Source organism: Polaribacter gangjinensis, assembly GCF_038024125.1.
GTDB lineage: Bacteria > Bacteroidota > Bacteroidia > Flavobacteriales > Flavobacteriaceae > Polaribacter > Polaribacter gangjinensis.
In genome coordinates, this window is the sequence record NZ_CP150662.1 from 1860402 (window position 1) to 1878753 (window position 18352).

17 protein-coding genes and 1 tRNA gene are annotated in these 18352 nt (G+C 30.7%); 10 read left to right on the plus strand and 8 right to left on the minus strand.

Going from position 1 to position 18352, the window contains the following annotated elements; all coding sequences use genetic code 11:
- Positions 1-32: 32 nt before the first annotated feature.
- The 4 genes from WHA43_RS08355 to trxA form a co-directional block, all read right to left on the minus strand.
- Positions 33-740, minus strand: a complete 708-nt coding sequence (locus WHA43_RS08355) for a hypothetical protein (RefSeq protein WP_105046609.1) — start codon at positions 738-740, stop codon at positions 33-35.
- Positions 737-1420, minus strand: a complete 684-nt coding sequence (locus WHA43_RS08360) for a hypothetical protein (protein WP_105046610.1) — start codon at positions 1418-1420, stop codon at positions 737-739. Before WHA43_RS08360 ends, WHA43_RS08355 begins: the two co-directional genes overlap by 4 nt.
- Positions 1421-1422: 2 nt before the next feature.
- Positions 1423-1761, minus strand: a complete 339-nt coding sequence (locus WHA43_RS08365) for a PadR family transcriptional regulator (protein ID WP_105047348.1) — start codon at positions 1759-1761, stop codon at positions 1423-1425.
- Positions 1762-1940: 179 nt separating this feature from the next.
- The gene (gene trxA, locus WHA43_RS08370; RefSeq protein ID WP_105046611.1) at positions 1941-2306 is read right to left on the minus strand and encodes a thioredoxin; all 366 of its coding nucleotides are present in this window, start codon (positions 2304-2306) and stop codon (positions 1941-1943) included.
- A 178-nt stretch (positions 2307-2484) separates the two neighbouring features.
- Between trxA and WHA43_RS08375 the strand changes: the two genes are divergently transcribed.
- On the plus strand, positions 2485-4617 hold the full coding sequence (locus tag WHA43_RS08375; RefSeq protein ID WP_226742899.1) for a prolyl oligopeptidase family serine peptidase: 2133 nt from the start codon (positions 2485-2487) through the stop codon (positions 4615-4617).
- A 1263-nt stretch (positions 4618-5880) separates the two neighbouring features.
- Here the strand turns inward: WHA43_RS08375 and WHA43_RS08380 are convergent.
- A tRNA-Ile gene (locus WHA43_RS08380) sits at positions 5881-5954 on the minus strand.
- A 63-nt stretch (positions 5955-6017) separates the two neighbouring features.
- Positions 6018-6989 carry a polyprenyl synthetase family protein gene (locus tag WHA43_RS08385; RefSeq protein ID WP_105046613.1) on the minus strand — a complete coding sequence of 324 codons (972 nt, stop codon included), beginning with the start codon at positions 6987-6989 and terminating at the stop codon, positions 6018-6020.
- Positions 6990-7116: 127 nt separating this feature from the next.
- Here WHA43_RS08385 and WHA43_RS08390 point away from each other — a divergent pair, with 127 nt between their 5' ends.
- From WHA43_RS08390 to WHA43_RS08415, 6 genes are all read left to right on the plus strand, one after another.
- Positions 7117-7716, plus strand: a complete 600-nt coding sequence (locus WHA43_RS08390) for a TetR/AcrR family transcriptional regulator (RefSeq protein WP_105046614.1) — start codon at positions 7117-7119, stop codon at positions 7714-7716.
- A gap of 1 nt (position 7717) precedes the next feature.
- Positions 7718-9121, plus strand: a complete 1404-nt coding sequence (locus WHA43_RS08395; protein WP_105046615.1) for a TolC family protein — start codon at positions 7718-7720, stop codon at positions 9119-9121.
- A 10-nt stretch (positions 9122-9131) separates the two neighbouring features.
- A complete protein-coding gene (locus tag WHA43_RS08400) occupies positions 9132-10298 on the plus strand; it encodes an efflux RND transporter periplasmic adaptor subunit (RefSeq protein WP_105046616.1) in 1167 nt (388 codons plus the stop codon).
- 52 nt (positions 10299-10350) lie between these two features.
- Complete coding sequence (locus tag WHA43_RS08405; RefSeq protein ID WP_105046617.1) at positions 10351-10725, plus strand: four helix bundle protein; 375 nt, start codon at positions 10351-10353, stop codon at positions 10723-10725.
- Between the two features lie 56 nt (positions 10726-10781).
- Positions 10782-14261 carry an efflux RND transporter permease subunit gene (locus WHA43_RS08410; protein WP_211290323.1) on the plus strand — a complete coding sequence of 1160 codons (3480 nt, stop codon included), beginning with the start codon at positions 10782-10784 and terminating at the stop codon, positions 14259-14261.
- A 77-nt stretch (positions 14262-14338) separates the two neighbouring features.
- A complete protein-coding gene (locus tag WHA43_RS08415; protein ID WP_105046619.1) occupies positions 14339-14812 on the plus strand; it encodes a regulatory protein RecX in 474 nt (157 codons plus the stop codon).
- Position 14813: 1 nt separating this feature from the next.
- On the opposite strand, the gene WHA43_RS08420 is transcribed toward WHA43_RS08415, so the two are convergent.
- Both WHA43_RS08420 and WHA43_RS08425 read right to left on the minus strand, forming a co-directional pair.
- The gene (locus tag WHA43_RS08420; protein WP_105046620.1) at positions 14814-15332 is read right to left on the minus strand and encodes a nuclear transport factor 2 family protein; all 519 of its coding nucleotides are present in this window, start codon (positions 15330-15332) and stop codon (positions 14814-14816) included.
- Positions 15329-15949, minus strand: coding sequence for a hypothetical protein (locus WHA43_RS08425; protein WP_146104912.1), 621 nt, complete (start codon positions 15947-15949; stop codon positions 15329-15331). Before WHA43_RS08425 ends, WHA43_RS08420 begins: the two co-directional genes overlap by 4 nt.
- 162 nt (positions 15950-16111) lie before the next feature.
- On the opposite strand from WHA43_RS08425, the gene WHA43_RS08430 reads away from it, so the two are divergent.
- The 3 genes from WHA43_RS08430 to WHA43_RS08440 all read left to right on the plus strand — a co-directional run bounded on the left by WHA43_RS08430 (position 16112) and on the right by WHA43_RS08440 (position 18348).
- Positions 16112-17056: an NAD-dependent epimerase/dehydratase family protein gene (locus tag WHA43_RS08430; RefSeq protein WP_105046622.1), complete on the plus strand. Its 945-nt coding sequence runs from the start codon at positions 16112-16114 to the stop codon at positions 17054-17056.
- 124 nt (positions 17057-17180) lie between these two features.
- Positions 17181-17789, plus strand: a complete 609-nt coding sequence (locus tag WHA43_RS08435) for a thioredoxin family protein (RefSeq protein WP_105046623.1) — start codon at positions 17181-17183, stop codon at positions 17787-17789.
- 76 nt (positions 17790-17865) lie between these two features.
- Positions 17866-18348 carry an ABC transporter ATPase gene (locus tag WHA43_RS08440; RefSeq protein WP_105046624.1) on the plus strand — a complete coding sequence of 161 codons (483 nt, stop codon included), beginning with the start codon at positions 17866-17868 and terminating at the stop codon, positions 18346-18348.
- The last annotated feature ends 4 nt before the right edge of the window (positions 18349-18352 follow it).

Sequence of the window (18352 nt, forward strand, 5' to 3'; positions counted from 1 at the left end):
TTGATTGATAAGTAGTTTTATTGTGGAATTTGTTACAAACTTTTTACCATTTTATATTCAGGATAGGTTTCTTGGAGAAGTTCTTCTGCTTTTTTGGGAATTACCTTATTGTTGATGTAAATTGAAATTACTGCAATTGTAAAAAAAAGCGCCAATAACAAAATCCAATGAAAAGCTAAATCATTGAAATGACGTCTAAAAATAAACGTCATATTTAAAAGATTTAAGAGATTTATTCCCGTAAAATTAGATCTTGAATCTCTAATCATTGCTTCTAATAAAAAAACTTTTTCTTGATTTTCTATTTTCTTTTGATTTCTTTTTCTAGCTCTTGCTAAAAAGAAAATATCATAAATAATATAAATGAAACAAATTCCTAGAGCAATATAAATTCCAATGGTGTTTTTTAAAATGAATATAAAAGCTGCAAATAAAGATACTGTTAAAACAATTTTAGGAATTGTAAACCATTCTTTAAAAAAACGCCAGTAAATTTTTGAATAACGTTTATTCATCTGTTTTTGTTTGGCTTCAATGACATCCATAAAACCAAAAATTCCAAATTTTTTAAAGGATTGATCTCTAGCTTGTTCAAAAGACAACTGCGGATTTTCAATCCAAATTGCCTCAATATCATTGGCTAAATGATCTACTAATTCTGTTTGCACATCATAATGATACACAAAATGTTTGCGTGTAAATTGGTATAATTCGTCTATTTGATTTTGGGTGATTTTCATTCTAGCAATAATTTTCTTTTTATAATTTTTAACTTTTTTACGGTTTTCAGGTGAATTAAAATTCCTGCAAAAGTAAAAATACTATTTACACAAGTAATTAAAAACCAAATAAATAGCTGAGTTTCTTTGGAAACAGGAATGATTCCATCAGGTCTTACAAACTGTAAAAATGAGTTTAGCATTAAAAAAGAGAAAAAGATGTAAAAGCTACTGTAAACTAAATATCCTGATTTTTTCTTTTGCAAAAACTCTTTGAAATACAAAACCAAACCAATAATTAAAGGAATAAGTAAAATTAGCATTGTAGTGGTTTTAAAAACTAGAAGGCTAGAAAATTTATACAGCAAAAAATAACCAAAAAAAGACAAACAAATCACCAATAAATCACTTGGATTAGTTAACATTTGTTGTACTCTTTTAAAATATTGTTTTCTAACTATTTTATTAATTGCTAAAAGTTTACTTCGGTTCAAAGCCTCTAAATTTCCATATAAATGCAACGGAAAAAAACCATTATTCAAAGCACTTTTATAAGATTCCCCATTTTCCAGTCGACTTTCAATGTCCGAAACCAAATGATCAAGAATTTCAATTCTGATATCCCAGTATTTCAATCCGTTTTTTTCTAAACGATTTTCGATGGATTGTATTTGTTCTTTTGAAAGTTCTATAGTTTTCAATTTTATTCCAAACTAAATTTTGGGTTAACCAATTGTTGCATCGTTTTTAAAAAATCTTGCATTTCTTCTAATTTACTGACAGTTTCTTTGGTTCCACGTTCTGTCAATTTGTAGTATTTTCTGAGTCTATTTCCCACATTTGCAACCTCTACATCTAGTAAACCATCAGCTTCTAATTTATGCAATGCAGGATACAAAGCGCCTTCAGTAATATTCAATTCACCTTTGGTCAATTCTTTTACTTTTTGCGTAATTTCATAGCCATACATTTTTTCATTACTTGCCAATAATTGCAAAATAATGGTTTGTAAAGAGCCTTTATATAATTTCTGATTTCCCATTTTTGAATGAATTTTCAAAAACAAATATATACATAAATTTCTTATGTATAAAAATCTTATGTATTGTTTTACTCCAAGGTCTCAAAAACCTTGTAAGTTTCAATTCTTCAAAAAAGTAATTGAAGTTAAAAAATAAAAAACCTGCAGAATCTTTTGATATTTTGCAGGTTTAATAAGAGTTAAAGAGGCTTTTCGGTTTTTAAAACATCTGCAATAACGCGCTCTAATTCTGCTTTTGGTAAAGCACCACTTGCCATTTGAGGCGCCTCATTCATTGGGCAAAATAACATGGTTGGTATACTTCTAATTCCGAATGCAGCAGCCAATTCTTGCTCAACTTCAGTATCAATTTTATAAATATCTATGGTTCCTTTATATTCTTCTAAAAGCTGCTCTAAAATGGGTGACAACATTTTGCAAGGTCCACACCAATCTGCATAAAAATCGATGATTGCAGGTTTATTTCCCTCGAATTTCCATTCTTGATGTTCCTCAAAATTGAATACTTTTTCTAAAAAAGTCGCTTTGGTTAAATTGGTTGTCATGAGTTATTTTTTTATAAATGTAAAGTTTTTAGACTCTTTTGTCAAAATAACAATCAAAATATTATTGTTAAAAACTGTTAAATTATTGGTTGTACGTAACTTATCACTTTTTATTTATACTAATTTTGATGAATCTCCAAACTAACATCCTATGAATAAAAAAATTATTTTCAACAGTATGATGGTAAGCCTTATTTTAGTCGCTTGTAATCCATCAAAAACAGTAAAAACAACTCCTGTGAATTATCCAGAAACAGCAAAAAAACCAGTCATTGATTCGCTTTTCAATATTGAAATTATAGATAATTATCGTTGGCTTGAAGATGATATGAGTAAAGAAACTGAAAATTGGGTGAAATCGCAAAATGCAGTTACTTTCGATTATTTGAGTAAAATTCCGTATCGAGAACAATTAAAAAATCGTTTGTCAGAATTATGGAATTACGAAAAGGTAGGAACACCTTTCAAAGAAGGTGATTACACTTATTTTTACAAAAATGACGGATTACAAAATCAATCTGTAGTTTACCGACAAAAAGAAGGTGGTGAACCTGAAGTTTTTTTAGATCCAAATACTTTTTCAGAAGATGGTTCAACTTCTCTAAGCAGTTTAGACTTTTCAGAAGATGGAAAAACAGCTGCTTACTCTATTTCTGAAGGCGGTTCTGATTGGAGAAAAGTAATTATTATCGATGTTGAAACCAAAAAAGCAATCGAAGATACCTTGGTTGATGTTAAATTCTCAGGAATTTCTTGGTACAAAAACGACGGATTTTACTACTCAAGTTACGACAAACCAAAAGGAAGTGAATTATCTGCAAAAACAGATCAGCATAAATTATACTATCACAAACTAGGAACTTCTCAAAAAAATGACGTCGTTATTTTTGGAGAAAAACCCTCAGAAAAACACAGATATGTTGGTGGCTATGTCACAGAAGACAATCGTTTTTTGGTGATTACTGCTGCCGTTTCAACATCAGGTAATAAATTGTTTATCAAAGATTTATCGTCCAAAGAAAATAAATTAATTACTATTTTGAATAATGTAAATAGTGATACATATATAATTACGAACCTTGGAAATACATTGTATTTACAAACCAATTTAAATGCTCCAAATCAAAAAGTAGTTACGGTTGATGTGGCAAATCCAACACCAGAAAATTGGAAAGATTTTATTCCAGAAACCGAAAATGTATTGAGTTGTTCTTCAGGTGCAGGATATTTATTTGCAGATTATATGGTTGATGCTGTTACTAAAATTTATCAATATGATTTTACTGGAAAATTAATTCGCGAAGTAAAATTACCAGGAGTTGGTTCTGCTGGTGGATTTGGAGGAAAAAAAGATGCTAAAGAAGTGTATTTTTCATTCACTAATTACAATACACCAAGTTCATCCTATAAATTTATTCCAGCAACCGGAAAATATGAATTGTATTTTAAACCAGCCATTGATTTTTATGCCAATGATTATGAGAGCAAACAAGTTTTTTATACTTCAAAAGATGGCACAAAAATTCCGATGATGATTACGCACAAAAAAGGGATAAAATTGGATGGGAAAAATCCAACAATTTTATATGGTTATGGCGGATTTAATGTGAGTTTAACACCTTATTTTAGTGTGGTAAATGCAGTTTGGATGGAACAAGGAGGCATTTATGCTGTTCCAAATTTACGTGGTGGTGGAGAATATGGAAAGAAATGGCATGATGCAGGTACCAAAATGAAAAAGCAAAATGTATTTGATGATTTTATTGCTGCAGCTGAATATTTGATTGCCCAAAAGTATACATCTTCCGATTTTTTAGCGATTAGTGGTGGCTCAAATGGTGGATTATTAGTTGGCGCAACAATGACACAAAGACCTGACTTAATGAAAGTTGCATTGCCTGCAGTGGGTGTTTTAGACATGTTGCGTTATCATACATTTACAGCAGGCGCAGGTTGGGCTTATGATTATGGAACTGCAGAAGACAGCAAAGAGATGTTGGATTATTTAAAAGGATATTCTCCTGTTCACAATGTTAAAAAAGGTGTTCAATATCCTGCAACTTTGGTAACAACTGGCGATCATGATGACAGAGTAGTGCCTGCTCATAGTTTTAAATTTGCTGCTGAATTACAAGAAAAACAAACAGGAAACAATCCAACGTTGATTAGAATTGAAACCAATGCTGGTCATGGTGCAGGAAAACCAGTATCAAAAATTATTGAAGAAGAAGCAGATGTTTTCGGGTTTACCTTTTTTAATATGGGCTTTGAGAAATTACCAAATCCGCCAAAAAGTAAAATAAAAAGCTAAATATCGCTTTAAATAAAATTAAAAACGGACACATTTTCTTATGAAAGTGTGTCCGTTTTTTTCGGTTTTTATGTATTCCAAAGAATTTTTTAAACCGATTTCTAACCCCACTAATGGTGTGCAAATCTATAAACTGTTTTAAAGATTTTATTAATCAAGCCCAAAGAAATAATTACAAAAGGGAAAAAACAGATGAAAAAAATCATTACATGAAAGCCGTCTATAAGAGTTTCTATGTAAGACATTTTTGCTAAATAATTACCTGAAGAATGTAGACCGATTGAACAGATTAAAACGATTAAGAGCTGTTTGATATAAATTGCTTTCATCACCTTGGGGATTTAGTGTTTTGATTACGATGTAAATTTACAAGTTTTAAAAACAAAAAATTCAAAACTAATGTCTTACTTAGCAGAAGATATTTTTATCAAATAAGTGTATCTTTTTGGGGAATAAGTGGTTAGGTAGTTTTAAACAAATGGTAATGAAGAAGATACGAATGATGAAAAAAAACAATCTATTTGTATTAAATTAATAAGAAAATAAGTTTTTCTTTATTATTTGTGATTTTTTAAATAGGCATTTTTGTCTTTGAATTCAGAAAAATTGTATTTAGGAAACCATTAATTGAAATACTTGATTTTACATTAAAATCATCCTTCTTAAGATTAATGTCAATAAAATTTCTTTAAAGAAAAAGAATATTCATCTTTTAAATAATTGAACATCACACCTAAATACATCGAAATAAATTCATTGTGCTTTAAGTATGATGTTCAATTAAAGATGCAATCGCTTTAATCTTGCTTCTAAATATCTATTGATAAGAAAATTTATTAACCGATCTTAGTGCTTTGCATAATAATGCAAAACTCACAAATAAGAATGGAAAAAAGCATGTAAAGAAAATCATAACATTCAATGCATCCAGCAAAGTTTCGATGTAAGACATCTTTACTAAATAATTACCTGAAGATAGTAAACCGATTGAACAGATTACAACTATTAAAAGTTGTTTTATAAGATTTGTTTTCATAAACGGGGGAATTTTAAAAACTTGTGTTAAAACTAATTGTTTTATCAATATCAATAAGATAATTGAATACTTAGTTCGTAAGTGGTTGTTTTTTTGAATAAGTGTACATTTTTAATGTATAAGTGGTGAGAATTGTAATCAAAAAATGAATAACTGTAAAAAAATCGTAGGAACTATTGAAATAAAAAAGAGAAACTCTTTCGAATTTCTCTTTTATTTTTGTTTTGTGGTCCCACCTGGGCTCGAACCAGGGACCACCTGATTATGAGTCAGGTGCTCTAACCAACTGAGCTATAGGACCAAGAATTTGGTGTGCAAATGTACTATTTATTTTAAATTATTTACAAATAATTCCTGAGAATAATTAGACTGTTCTATTCATTAACCACAATCCAAAGTTTCTTAAATTTTCTTTGTCTGATTGAGGAATGTTCATTTCTTGTAAAGTTTCAAATGCTTTATCTGTAAAGGATTCAATTTCAGCTTTTATCAAAATCGGAATGTCATACAATTCAAAAATTCTGGTAACTTCTGTAATTTTAATTGAGTTATCTTCTAATTTTTGATTGTAAAAAAACTGCAATTTTTGTTGATCTCTTTTATCTGCTAGTTTCAACGCTTGTATATACAAATAGGTTTTTTTGTTTTCAATTATATCGCCTGCAATTTGTTTTCCAAAGGTTTCAGGATCGCCAAAAGTGTCCAAATAATCGTCTTGTAATTGAAAAGCTAGCCCTAAATTCAATCCAAAATCATAAATTAAATCGGCATTTTTAGCATCCGTTTTAGAAACGATGGCACCCATTTTTAAAGCTGCTGCAACTAAAACCGATGTTTTTAGGCGAATCATTTCAATATATTCATCAATTGTAACATTATTTCTAGTTTCAAAATCAACATCCAACTGTTGACCATCACAAACTTCTAAGGCAGTTTTACTGAACAATTTTGCCAATTCTTGAAAAATCTCGGGCTCATAACTTTCAAAAAATTGATACGCTAAAATCAGCATGGCATCTCCTGAAAGAATCCCTGTATTTAAATTCCACTTTTCATGAACCGTCTTTTTTCCTCTTCGCAAAGGAGCTTCATCCATGATATCATCATGAATCAATGTAAAATTGTGAAAAACTTCTACCGCCAAAGCTGCTGGTAAGGCCTTTTTGTAATCCGAAGAAAAAATATCTGCAGCCATCAATGTTAAAATTGGACGCATTCTTTTGCCTCCTAATTGCAGAATATAATCTATTGGTTCGTACAAATTTTTGGGCTCTCTTACCCATTTTTTTGATCCTAAATAGTCTAAAAATACTTGTTGATATTGTAAAATGTCCAAAACTGAAATTTTTTGTAAAAATACTGTAAAGAATTTGTTCTTTAAATACGCAATGTTAAAAAATCATTAAAACTTTGGAAACTTTTTTTGTATTTAAAGTTTCCAGTTGTACATTTGCACCCGAATTATGAAAGAATCCATTATCGACAAATCGTGTGAATTATTCTTAAACTTAGGTTTTAAGAGTGTTACTATGGATGAAATTGCAGCTGCAATGGGTGTTTCCAAAAAAACGATTTACAAATACTTTAGTAACAAAACTGCTCTAGTTACGTCTGTAACAAACACCATGTTCGAAAAAATTTCTTGTGGAATTGACCATGTTTGTGGCATTGATTTAAATCCAATTGATGAAATTTTTGCCATTAAAAAATTAGTAATGGAACATTTAAAGGATGAAAAATCTTCTCCTCAGTATCAATTACAAAAATACTATCCAAAATTATTTTCTTCTCTAAAACAAAAACAGTTTCAAATCATGCAAAAATGTGTGATTGAAAACTTACACAAAGGGGTTAAAATGGGACTATATAGAGCAGATATTGATGTAGATTTTATCTCTAGAATTTATTTTTTAGGTGTAACTGGTATTAAAGATAATGACATGTTTCCTATCAAAAACCATGTAATGAAAAACTTAATGAACCAATATTTAGACTATCATTTACGAGGAATTTGTACTCCAAAAGGAATTCTTCAACTTGAAAAACAATTAAACGAAAATTGAAATGAAAAAAATATTTTTTGTGATTTGCATCACTTTTTTAACAACTATTAAAGCCCAAGAAAAAACGATGAGCTTCTCTTTAGAAGAAGCTATAAAATTTGCACTTGAAAATAGTTACAATACAAAAGCAGCCAAAAACGACATCAAAAATGCGAATAAGGAAGTTTGGAAAACTACTACAATCGGTTTGCCACAAATCAATGCAAAAATTGATTATCAAAACTTTATAAAACAACCTGTCTCGTTATTGCCAGCTGCAGCTTTTGACAATACAACTTCTACCATAGAGACTGTTGAGCAATATTTTAATCTGCAACCTAATAGCAGACCAACAGCTCCTGAAGGATTTATTCCAGTGGTTTTTGGTACCAAACAAAACATGAATGCGTCTGTTACATTAACACAACTGTTATTTGATGGATCGTATTTAGTTGGTTTACAAGCCGCTAAAACTTTTTTAAAGATTTCTGAACAAGCAGAAGAAAAAACAGAATTGATTACTAGAGAAGCCGTAATCAATGCCTATGGAACTGTTTTAGTAACAGAAAACAGTGTTTCAATTCTCAAAAAAAACATCGAAATTCTAGAGAAAAATTATAAAGATGCCAAACAAATTTTTGAAAATGGTTTTAACGAAGAAGAAGATGTAGAGCAATTGGAAATTACCCTGGGAAATTTAAAAAACCAGCTAAGAAATGTAGAAAATATGCAAGTAATTGCCTATCAAATGCTAAATCTTTCCATGGGAAATCCTATTGAAACCAAATTAATTTTAACAGATTCATTGGATGGTTTGGCAAATTCAAACATCAATTTAGGGTTGATTTCGGAAACGTTTAGTGTTGATAAACATATCGATTTTAAAATTGCAGAAAATGATCGTCAAGTAAAAAGTTTGATGTTGAAACGTGAAAAAAGCATGTATTTACCAAGCTTAAGTGCTTTTGTAAATTATGGAGCACAAGCATTTTCTAATTCATTTACATTTTTTGATAATGACCAACGTTGGTTTCAACAATCATTATTTGGTGTAAGTTTAAACGTTCCTATTTTTAGCAGTTTTGGAAGAAATGCCTCTACAACACAAGCAAAAATTGCTTTAGAAACAGCTGATTTACGTTTACAAGAAACCAAACAAAGACTTAGTTTATTAGCAGAAAAAGCCAAAAATGAGTATCAATTTAGCATCGAAAATTATCAAACCGCCAAAAGAAATGTTGGTTTGGCTGAGAGAATAGAAGGCAAACAACGCGTCAAATTTTTTGAAGGAATATCCTCAAGTTTTGATTTGTTGCAAGCACAAAATCAATTGTATTCACAACAACAAAATTACATTCAATCAATGCTTGATGTAATTGCAAAAAAAGCAGCATTAGAAAACGCACTAAATATTCCAATAAAATAACTAACTGAAAATGAAAACTATTTACCTATTATTATTGACAACTTTTATCTTGGTTTCTTGTGGAGAAAAAAAACAACCCACTTTAGACGAAGTGATTGCAACACAAGATTTGACTAAAATTCGTGCAAAAAAAACAGAATTAGATAAACAAAGTCAAGAAATTGCTGAAAAAATAAAATTGTTAATTGCTGAAATTGACAAATTAGATACACTTAAAAGAGTACCATTAGTTACTGCTTTAGAGGCTAAACACGAAGTTTTCAATCATTATTTAGAATTGCAAGGTGATGTAAAAACCAAACAAAACGTGTTGATTTATCCTGAAATACCTGGAACTTTGGAAAAAGTGTATGTAACAAGAGGTCAAAATGTTTCAAAGGGACAAGTATTAGCTACAATTGATGATGGTGGAATGGCACAACAAGTGGCACAATTAGAAGCTACTACATCTTTGGCAAAAACAACTTTTGAACGTCAAAAAAGACTGTGGGAACAAAAAATTGGTTCTGAAATCCAATTTTTACAGGCAAAAACAAGTTACGAATCTCAAAAAAACAGCTTAGATCAATTTAAAAAACAGCTTTCAAAAGCTACAATTAGAGCGCCATTTTCGGGAGTTATTGATGATGTTATTAAAGAGCAAGGAACTGTTGTTGCGCCAGGAATGGGATCAGAAATTTTTAGAATTGTAAACCTAGACAATATGTATATTGAAACTGCTGTACCAGAAACATACATCAGTAACATTACAAAAGGAAAAGAAGTGCAAGTTTCATTTCCTGTTTTAAGGAAAGATATTGCAACGAAAGTTAGAGAAACTGGGAATTTTATCAATCCTGCAAACAGAACTTTTATGATTGAAATTCAAGTTCCAAATTCGGATAAAAACATCAAACCAAACTTAACAGCAAAGTTAAAAATCAACGATTATACCAACCTAAAAGCAATTTTAATTCCACAAAGTATCATTTCAGAAAATGCTGAAGGTCAGCAATATGTATATATTATTACTGATTTGAATGGTAACAAAGGGATTGCAAAACAAACCGTTGTAAAAACAGGAAAAACACAAGGTGACATCATCGAAATTTTAGAAGGAATATCTGAAGGAGATATGCTAATTCAAGCTGGTGCAAGAAGTGTAAAAAATGGACAAGAGGTTAAGATTAGTCAATAGACATTAGACTGTAATTTGTAGAATAAAGAAAATAAAAAAATTATATGAAATTATGGAAGATGTAACATTTAAATTTGAAGAACTCACGGTTTATAAAAAGGCTATTGAATTTATAAATGATGCTTACAACGTTTCAAAAACATTCCCAAAAAGCGAAATCTATGGTTTAACATCACAATTTTTAAGAGCTTCTAATTCAATTGCTTTAAATATTACAGAAGGTTCAGGAGATACAAACTTACAGTTTTCAAGATTTTTGAAAATTGCTTTAGGTTCCGTTAAAGAATGTGTAGTTTGCTTAACAATTGCTAAAAATCAACAATATATTACTTTAGAAAAAAATAGTGAATTAAGAATAAAACTAGTTGAATTATCTAAAATGATTACTGGTTTGAAAAAATATTTAAATCAAAAAACGAATTCATAAAGTCATCAGATTGTTACTACCGTCAACCGTCTAAAGACTAAAAACTAATCAAAAAAATGAATAAAACTGACAAAGAATTCAAACTCTCTTCTTGGGCAATTTCCAATAGCACCACAATGTATGTGGCAATATTCTTGATTTTAGTCTTAGGAATTACAGCATATTATGATATGCCAAGAGAAGATTTTCCAGAAATAAAAGAAACGAAAATATACATCAGCACTTTATATCCTGGAAATACAGCTGAAGATATTGAAAAACTAATTACTGATCCATTAGAAGACCAATTGAAAGGTTTGAGTGGTGTTGTTGAAATCACTTCTACATCGCAAGAAGATTATTCTATGATCATTGTTGAGTTTGATGATGATATGAATGTTGAAGTTGCCAAACAACGTGTAAAAGATAAAATTGATTCTGAAAAAGCTTCTGAAGATTGGCCCACTTTTAACGGCGCAAAAGTAGATCCAAATGCGTTTGATTTGAGCATGTCTGAAGAAATTCCGTTTCTAAACATCAATATTTCAGGAGATTATCCTCTAGAAAAACTAAAAGAATTTGCAGAATATTTGCAAGATGATATCGAAGATTTAACCGAAGTGAAACAAGCTGATATTCGTGGTGTGCAAGAAAAAGAAGTAGAAATTGCTGTTGATATCTATAAAATGATGGCAACTCAGGTAAGCTTTAACGACATCATAACTGCCATCAATAATGGAAATGTAACTTCCTCTGCAGGAAATTTAATCGCATCTGGACAAAGAAGGACCATCAGAATTTTAGGTGAAATTGACAAACCATCAGACCTTGAAAATTTTGTTGTAAAATCAGAAAATGGAAACTCCATTTACTTAAGAGATATTGCAACTGTCAGTTTTAAAGAAAAAGACAAAACAACATTTGCTAGAAAAGATGGAAAACCTGTGGTAATGCTTGACGTTAAAAAACGTGCAGGAAAAAATATGATTGGTGCTGCAGAGCAAATAAAAGTGATTGTTGCCAATGCAAAAGAAAATTATTTCCCGAAAAATTTAGAGGTTAGTATTACCAATGATTTATCAGACAAAACGATTGGTCAAGTTGATGATTTGGTAAACAACATCATCTTCGGAATTATTTTGGTTGTAGGCGTTTTAATGTTCTTTTTAGGATTTAAAAACGCACTTTTTGTTGGTTTTGCCATTCCTATGTCTATGTTCATGTCCTTAATGATTTTAGGAGCAATGGGTTATACCTTAAATACCATGATTCTTTTTGGATTGATTATGGGTCTAGGAATGCTTGTAGATAATGGAATTGTTGTCGTTGAAAACGTGTATCGTTTAATGGACGAAGAAGGTTTATCAAGAGTAGAAGCTGCCAAAAAAGGAATTGGCGAAATTGCATATCCTATCATCATTTCTACAGTTACAACTGTTGCTGCGTTTGTGCCTTTGGGCTTATGGCCTGGATTATTTGGTCAGTTTATGATTTACTTTCCAATAACACTTTCAGTGGTTTTAGGATCATCTTTAGTGGTAGCCATTTTCTTTAATTCGGTTTTGGTTTCAAAATTTATGACTACTGAAGATAAAGACATGCCCCTAAAAAGAATCATCACAATTACATCTATTGTTGGTGGATTTGGTTTGATCATTTTAATTTTTGGAGGCGCATATAGAGGTTTAGGTTCAGTAATGGTTTTCACGGCAATCATGTTGTGGGTATATCGTATTTGGTTGCGTAAGTGGGCGAATTATTTCCAAGAAAACACCTTGGTTTGGCTAGAAAATATGTACGAAAAAAGCCTGAAAACTTCTTTAAAAAGATGGTTTCCTGTTGCAATAACTATCGGAACATTTTTACTTTTATTTTTAGCTTTTGGTGGATTTGGAGCTTCAGTGGCTTCTCAAAGAACAAAAATTGAATTTTTCCCTGACAACAAACCTAATCAAGTTGTTGTGTATATTGAATATCCACAGGGAACAGATATTGACGAAACCAATAAAATAACCAAAGAAATTGAACAAAAAGTGTACAGTGTTTTAAACCAAGATATGTACATGGATAATGGTGTCAATTTTATGGTAGAAAGCTCGGTTTCGCAAGTGGGTGAAGGTGCAGGAAATCCTCAAACTGATGGAGGTTCTGCTGCTGAAATGCCACACAAAGGGAAAATCACTGCTTCCATGCGCGAATATAAATACAGAAGAGGTTTGGATAGTGAAGAATTACGTCAAAAAGTACAAAAAGCCCTAACAGGAATTTATCCTGGTGTATTGATTTCGGTAGAAAAAGATGCAAATGGACCACCAACTGGAGCTCCAATCAATATTGAATTGGAAGGAAATAATTATGATGAATTGATTGCAACTGCCGAAAAAATGCGAGCTTATATTAATACCAGAAATGTTCCTGGAGTTGATGAAATTAAGATTGATGTAAATAAAGACAAACCTTCTATGAAGGTCATTGTAGACAGAGAAAAAGCAGGTGAATTAGGCGTTTCTACAAGTCAAGTTGGACAACAATTAAGAAGTGCAATCTTTGGTGCAAAAGCAGGAATTTATAAAGAAGATGGTGATGATTATGATATCAATGTGCGTTTTAACGAAGACATCAGATATAACAAAAGTGCCATTTTTGATCAAAAAATTACCTTTAGAGACATGGCTTCTGGTCAAATAAAAACCATTCCTGTTTCTTCAATTGCAACACAAAGTAATAGCTCTGGATTTAGCGCAATCAAACACAGAGATACCAAACGTGTAGTAACTGTCTATTCGCAATTGGCTCCAGGTTATGTAGATGCTGCAGCTGTGGTAAATCAAATTAAAGAAGAAATGAAAAGTTTTTCTGATTTGCCTCCATCAATAAAAATAGATTATACAGGACAATTGGAAGAACAAAACAAACAACAAGCGTTTTTAATTGGCGCTTTTTTCAAAGGATTAGCATTGATTTTCTTTATCTTGATTTTCCAATTCAATTCAGTTTCAAAACCAGCCATTATTATGATTGCTATTTTCTTGAGTTTTATTGGGGTTTTTGGCGGAATTGTAATCTCAGGAAGTTCGTTTGTAATTATGATGACAATGATGGGAATCATTGCTCTTGCAGGAATTGTGGTGAATAATGGAGTTGTGCTGCTAGATTATATGCAATTGTTGATTGATCGTAAAAAAGAAGAATTTGGTTTAGAAGATCAAAAATATTTGCCAAAAGAATTGTTATTAGAAGCCATTATCAAAGCAGGAAAAGCACGTTTACGTCCTGTTTTACTAACAGCAATTACTACCATTTTAGGATTAATTCCGTTAGCTATTGGATTGAATATCAACTTTTTCTCATTATTTAGTGAGTTTGATGCCAATATTTATATGGGTGGAGATAATGTGATTTTTTGGGGACCTTTGGCTTGGGCTGTAATTTACGGTTTGTTTGTGGCAACATTCTTAACATTGATTGTAGTTCCTATATTATTTTACTTAATCACACGCTTCAAAATGTGGTTACACCAAAAATTCAATGGTGAAATTGTAGAAGTTTTAGATTGATAAACGTTATTTCTAAATTTTAAAAAAGGTTGTGAAAATTCATTCACAACCTTTTTTCATTTTTGTACTTTTGAAAAATGAATCCGAAAAAAAGTTACACAGTTCAAGAAATCCAACAAAAAATCGCACAATATTGTGTGTATCAAGATCGCTGTCACAAAGAAGTAGAAGAAAAAATCAAGTCTTATGATTTGATTCCTGAAGCTCGTGAAATGATTTTGTTGAATTTGATGAAAGACAATTTTTTAAACGAAGAGCGTTTTGCTAAAAGTTTTGCAAGAGGAAAATTCCGCATTAAACATTGGGGAAAAAACCGCATTGTAAACGAATTGAAAATGAGAGATATTTCATCTTACAACATCAAAACTGCCTTGAAAGAAATTGATGAAAAAGAGTATATAAACACGATTTACAAAATAACTGAAAACAGAAACAATGTCATTTCAGAATCAAATCCTTACAAACGCAAAAAAAAATTGATTGATTTTCTCCTCAGAAAAGGGTTTGAAACAGCGTTGATTTTTAAAACTGTTGATGATGTTTTATCTTGACTTATTTAAATTTTAACTGAAAAATCGAGTCGTTTTTGTGAGTGATTTTAACAACTGCTTTCATATCATCATTCGGAATTGGCACAGACAACACATAATGATGCAATGTCCAATTTTCATCAATTTTTTCCAAAACTCCAGAGCCTCTAAATGTACCTCTGTTCGTTTGTAAATTTTCATCAAACCAAGCAAAATTTCCAGCATCGTTCAAATAAATATTTCTTTCTAAAGCTTTAAAATCCCAAGCTTTGCCTTTATCAAAATGAGGTTTGCTGTAATTTTCAAATTGACTTTTTGACCAAATTTCTGATGCATCTGTTCCTATAAAAACCGAATTTTCAGCCATTTTATCAAAATAATTCGCATAATTTGTTTGTGAAGCTGCCAAATGCCAATCATTTAAAAAAGTTTGAATAAGTTCTTTTTGATGCGACTTTTCTGAATCAGCTATTTTTACAGCTGATTTTTCACAAGAAATAATTAGAAAAAACAACAATGTAATAAAAATTACTTTTTTCATTTATTGCCCTTTTTTTTGGAATTTTCCTCGAGTTTTTTGGCTTTTTCATCCATTTTTTTCAAAATACTATTTTTTGAAATAGTATCAATTTTTGTAGTATCTAAACCAATCAAACTAACATCAATAGTAATCTCGTCCTCAAATTTCTTCTTTGAAAAAGTCGTATTAATTTTGGCATTAATGGCTCCAAAAGCTTCCAAAATTTTATCAATTTGAGCGTTTACCTCTTTCGCTGTAATGGCTGGAATTGTATTCATGTCAGCCAATCTCAGTGATTCATTGTACATAATATTCACTCTTGTTTCAAACGAAGGATTATTAAAAATTTCAGGTTTAACGCTTTCTTTCATCGCTTTTACAAGATCTCTAAGTTCTACAGAATTGCTCAAAACTTCTTTAGGAGAAGCCTTTTTAAAGCGACCTAAAAAGCTTTTTAACGTTCCATATTCAGCCCAAACATCAATTTCTGGCTGAAAAAGTGGTAATACATTTTCAAAATCAGAGTGTTTCACAACAGCACGCATTTCAGCAATTGCTGATGTATCAATCTCCTTTTTTTCAGGTGTTTTTTTACAGGAAATAAAGAAGAAAATTGAAAAAAGAAGGAAATATTTCACCAAATAAAAAATTAACGTCGTAAAAATACATATTTTAATTGTGCGATGGTGTTTGAAAATTCATAAAATGAATTTCATTAACAATTAATTATTTTAATTGGAATTATTTACGAATAATAAAATTAAGTACCTTTGTTTCGTAAAATAATTGATTTTATTTCAATGGAAAACCGCATTTTAGTTTTAGGCGCAAGTGGTCAAATTGGTACTGAACTGACTCAAAAATTACGTGAATTGTATGGAAATCAGCAAGTAATTGCTTCTGATATCAAGGAAGGAACTTCAGAAATGATGGCTTCAGGACCTTTTGAAATTTTGGATGCGACTGATAAAGCCTCTATTTTACAGGTTATTCTAAAATACAAAATCAATCAAGTGTATTTGTTGGCTGCTATGTTGTCTGCGACTGCTGAAAAATTTCCTCAAAAAGCATGGGATTTAAACATGAATTCTTTGCTAGCTGTGTTAGATTTAGCGAAAGAAAAATACATTCAACAAGTGTATTGGCCTAGTTCAATTGCTGTTTTTGGGCCTACAACTCCTAAGCAAAATACGCCTCAAAAAACCATTATGGAACCTAGTACAGTTTACGGAATTAGTAAACTTTCGGGTGAATTTTGGTGCAATTATTACCATCAAAAATTTGGAGTTGACGTGCGTAGTTTGCGTTATCCTGGCATCATTTCTTGGAAAACAAAACCTGGAGGTGGCACTACAGATTATGCTGTGGATATTTATTTTAAAGCACTTGAAGAGAAAAAATTCACATGTTTTTTAAGTGAAAACACGCGTTTGCCTATGATGTATATGCAAGATGCTGTCAACGCAACCATTCAATTAATGCAAGCAAAATCAAGTGAAATTAAAATTAGAACGAGTTATAATTTAGCTGCTATTGATTTTACACCAAAAGAAATTGCAGATGTAATCAAAAAACACATTCCTGATTTTACCATTGAGTATGCACCAGATTCAAGACAACAAATTGCAGATAGTTGGCCTTCATCAATTGATGATTCTGAAGCAAGAAATGATTGGAATTGGAAACATCAATTTGATTTGTCTTCCATGACTGTCGAAATGTTGAAAAACTTAGAAAAAAAGTGATTTTACAATTCGTGTAAGAATTCCTATTTATTTCGTCTAAAACAAAGTTTGATTTTGTCATTATGTAACTTGAGTTACTCATGACAATATTGATAAAAAGTATCTTTGTATAAAATTACACATCATGAAAAATATTCTCGAAAACGCCCTTAAAAATTCAATTTCATATCAAGATTATAGAGATTTAATGCATCAATTAACGGCTGAAGGAAAATCTACAGGACCTATTCAGTCTGAAGAATTGATAAATTATAGTCTTTTGAATGAAGCAAGAATGAAACGTTTGGATAAAACTATCGAAATTGATGATGAAGTTGCCACTGAATTTCAAAAAATAGAAGAACCGCAAATTTGGTTAGTAATCACCGAAAGTTGGTGTGGAGATGCTGCACAGAATTTGCCAGTCATCCATAAATTGGCTGAATTGAATGACAAAATTCAATTGAAATTGGTTTTGCGAGATGAAAATTTAGAATTGATGGATTTATTTTTAACCAACAACGGAAGATCAATTCCAAAGTTAATTGTCCTTGACAACCAATTAAACGTACTCAATACTTGGGGACCAAGACCAAGTTTTGCAACCAAAATGGTTCATGATTACAAAGAAAAAAATGGCAGTTTAGATGCGCAATTTAAGCAAGATTTGCAGGTTTGGTATAATAAAGACAAAGGTAAAAATGTACAAGAAGATTTTGTAAACCTCATCAATTCAACACTCATTCATTCATAAAATTGATAAAAACCGCAAAAAGCAACTGTTTTTTGCGGTTTTTCTTTGCGTATCTTTGCAATCTATTTTATCAATTATGTTTGTAGATTTTTCGTCAATTTCTGAAGATGCTAAAATTTGGATTTATCCTTCTAGCAGAAAATTTTATGATACTGAAACTCCAGAAATCGAAAATTTGATTCAAAATTTTATCGAAAACTGGAAAACTGAAGACGAAAATTTCAAAGCTTCTTATCAATTTTTGTACAATCGTTTCATCATTTTATGCGCTGATGATTCAGAATCTAAATTGTCTAATTCGGATATTGATGCTTCTGTTTCGTTTATTTTAGAATTACAAGAAAAATACGACGTAATGCTTTTGGATAAAATGAACGTGTGCTTTAAACAAGGTGAATTTGTGCAGTATAAAGAGCTAAAAGACTTTAAACAACTCGTTAAAAGCAAGGCTGTTACTGGAAAAAGCATCGTTTTTGATAATTTAATTAATACAAAATTCGACTTCGAAAATTATTGGGAAATTCCTATGGAAGAAAGTTGGTACAATCGCTTTTTATAATAGT

Excerpts from the sequence above, each read along its gene's own strand:
- WHA43_RS08420 (WP_105046620.1), bottom strand. The coding sequence starts at position 15,332 with ATGAAAAAAGTAATTTTTATTACATTGTTGTTTTTTCTAATTATTTCT.
- WHA43_RS08390 (WP_105046614.1), top strand. The coding sequence starts at position 7,117 with ATGAAAGAATCCATTATCGACAAATCGTGTGAATTATTCTTAAACTTA.
- WHA43_RS08400 (WP_105046616.1), top strand. The coding sequence starts at position 9,132 with ATGAAAACTATTTACCTATTATTATTGACAACTTTTATCTTGGTTTCT.
- trxA (WP_105046611.1), bottom strand. The coding sequence starts at position 2,306 with ATGACAACCAATTTAACCAAAGCGACTTTTTTAGAAAAAGTATTCAAT.
- WHA43_RS08430 (WP_105046622.1), top strand. The coding sequence starts at position 16,112 with ATGGAAAACCGCATTTTAGTTTTAGGCGCAAGTGGTCAAATTGGTACT.
- WHA43_RS08365 (WP_105047348.1), bottom strand. The coding sequence starts at position 1,761 with ATGGGAAATCAGAAATTATATAAAGGCTCTTTACAAACCATTATTTTG.
- WHA43_RS08355 (WP_105046609.1), bottom strand. The coding sequence starts at position 740 with ATGAAAATCACCCAAAATCAAATAGACGAATTATACCAATTTACACGC.
- WHA43_RS08405 (WP_105046617.1), top strand. The coding sequence starts at position 10,351 with ATGGAAGATGTAACATTTAAATTTGAAGAACTCACGGTTTATAAAAAG.
- WHA43_RS08395 (WP_105046615.1), top strand. The coding sequence starts at position 7,718 with ATGAAAAAAATATTTTTTGTGATTTGCATCACTTTTTTAACAACTATT.
- WHA43_RS08435 (WP_105046623.1), top strand. The coding sequence starts at position 17,181 with ATGAAAAATATTCTCGAAAACGCCCTTAAAAATTCAATTTCATATCAA.
- WHA43_RS08415 (WP_105046619.1), top strand. The coding sequence starts at position 14,339 with ATGAATCCGAAAAAAAGTTACACAGTTCAAGAAATCCAACAAAAAATC.
- WHA43_RS08375 (WP_226742899.1), top strand. The coding sequence starts at position 2,485 with ATGATGGTAAGCCTTATTTTAGTCGCTTGTAATCCATCAAAAACAGTA.
- WHA43_RS08440 (WP_105046624.1), top strand. The coding sequence starts at position 17,866 with ATGTTTGTAGATTTTTCGTCAATTTCTGAAGATGCTAAAATTTGGATT.
- WHA43_RS08410 (WP_211290323.1), top strand. The coding sequence starts at position 10,782 with ATGAATAAAACTGACAAAGAATTCAAACTCTCTTCTTGGGCAATTTCC.